The sequence below is a fragment of the Micromonospora sp. MH33 genome (genome assembly GCF_003013775.1).
Taxonomy (GTDB): domain Bacteria; phylum Actinomycetota; class Actinomycetes; order Mycobacteriales; family Micromonosporaceae; genus Micromonospora; species Micromonospora fulviviridis.
In genome coordinates, this window is sequence record NZ_MUYZ01000572.1 from 1 (window position 1) to 1,984 (window position 1,984).

Below are 1,984 nucleotides of genomic sequence, written 5' to 3' on the forward strand. Positions count from 1 at the left end.
GGCCGCCCGGGCGGCGGCGACGGTCAAGGCGGCGCTCCGCGCCGACCTGCTGCGCGCGGTAGGCCGGCACGGCCCCACCTGGGTCGCCGGCCGGCGGGCCGGGCAGCTCGCCACCCTCGCCGGGCGCGGGCTGGACGCACTCGACCCCTACTTCACCGGCTACCTGCCGCAGCTCGTGCTGAGCGTGACCGTGCCGCTGGCCGTGCTGGCCCGGATCGTGCTCGCCGACTGGAGCTCGGCGCTGATCATCGCGCTGACCATCCCGCTCATCCCGGTCTTCGGGGCGCTGCTCGGCTGGCAGGCGCAGGCCGCCACCGAGCGGCAGTGGCGGCGGCTGTCGCTGCTCGGCGGGCACTTCCTCGACATGGTGGCCGGGCTGCCCACGCTGCGCGCGTTCGGCCGGGCCCGGGCCCAGGTCGACGTGGTACGCCGGATGGCCGACGGGCACCGCCAGGCCACCATGAGGACGCTGCGGATCGCCTTCCTGTCGGCGCTGGTCCTCGAACTGGTCGCCACCCTCTCGGTGGCGCTGGTCGCCGTACCGGTCGGCATCCGGCTGCTCGGCGGCGGGATCACCCTCTCCACCGCGCTGCTGGTGCTGCTGCTCACCCCGGAGGCGTACCTGCCGCTGCGGGCGGCCGGCAGCCGGTTCCACGCCAGCATGGAGGGGCTGACCGCGCTGGACGAGGCCCTCACCCTCTCCGCGAGCCCTGAGGCGGCCGGTCCGGGAGGCACCCGGCCGGCGCCGGACGGCCGGGGCGAGATCCGCTTCGAAAGCGTGACCGTCGCGTACGAGCGGGCCACCGCGCTGCGGGACGTCACGCTCACCATCCGCCCCGGCGAGCGGGTCGCCGTCATCGGGCCCAGCGGGGCCGGCAAGACCACCCTGCTCAACCTGCTGCTCGGCTTCGTCACCCCGACCGCCGGCCGGGTCACCGTGGACGGGGTGGACCTCGCCGGGGTGCACCTCGACGCCTGGCGGCGCGAGCTGGCCTGGGTGCCGCAGCGGGCCCATCTCTTCGCCGGCTCGCTCGCCGACAACATCCGCCTCGGCGCCCCCGACACTCCGGACGCCACGCTGGCCGGCGCGGTCACCGACGCCGCGCTGGACGAGGTGGTCGCCGCCCTGCCCGAAGGGCTCGGCACCACGCTCGGCGAGCGCGGGCACGGCCTGTCCAGCGGGCAGCGGCAGCGGGTCGCACTGGCCCGGGCGTTCCTCCGGGACGCCCCGCTGGTGCTCCTCGACGAACCGACCGCCCGGCTCGACAGCGCCAGCGAGGCGGTCGTGCTGGCGGCCACCCGGCGGCTGGTCGCCGGGCGTACCGCGCTGCTGGTCGCGCACCGGCCCGCGCTGCTGGAGGACGCCGACCGGATCCTCCGCGTCGAGGACGGCCGGGTCACCGAGCTGAGCCGGGTACCGGCCGGGAAGGTGACGCCATGACCGGCGGACCCGAGCGGGCGGTGCTGCGGCTGGCCCGGCCCTACCTGGGCCGCCTGCTGGGCGCTGGGCTGCTCGCGGCGGCCACCGAGTTCGCCGGGCTGGCCCTCATGGCCACCGCCACCTGGCTGCTCATGAGCGCCGCCGGCCGGCCGCCGCTGGACCGGCTGACCGTGGCGATCGTCGCGGTCCGCGCGCTCGCGGTCAGCCGTGGCGTGTTCCGCTACACCGAACGGCTGGCCGGACACGACGCGGTGCTCCGCATGATCACCGACGTCCGGACCCGGGTCTTCGCCACCCTGACCGCCCGGCGGGGCGCCGTCCCGCGCACCGGTGACGCGCTGAGCCGGCTGGTCTCCGACGTGGAGGCGGTGCAGGACCTGCTGCTGCGGGTGCTGGTGCCGGGGGCGGCGGCCGCCCTGGTGGGCCTGCTCGCCGTCGGCAGCGCCGCGCTGATCTCGCCGCCGGCCGCCGGCGTGCTCGCCGTCGGCCTGCTGGTGGCCGGGGTGGCGCTGCCCGTACTGGCCGCCGGGCTGACCCGGCGGG

The 1,984-nt window shown here is 77.3% G+C and carries 1 protein-coding gene and 1 pseudogene; both read left to right on the top strand.

Annotated elements, in window-relative coordinates:
- The coding region (cydD, locus tag B0E53_RS35925) for a thiol reductant ABC exporter subunit CydD (protein WP_107079867.1) at positions 1 to 1,441 on the top strand (1,441 nt) is incomplete at its 5' end.
- 8 nt (positions 1,442 to 1,449) lie between these two features.
- Positions 1,450 to 1,984 (top strand): annotated as a pseudogene (locus tag B0E53_RS35930) (thiol reductant ABC exporter subunit CydC); the annotation flags it as partial.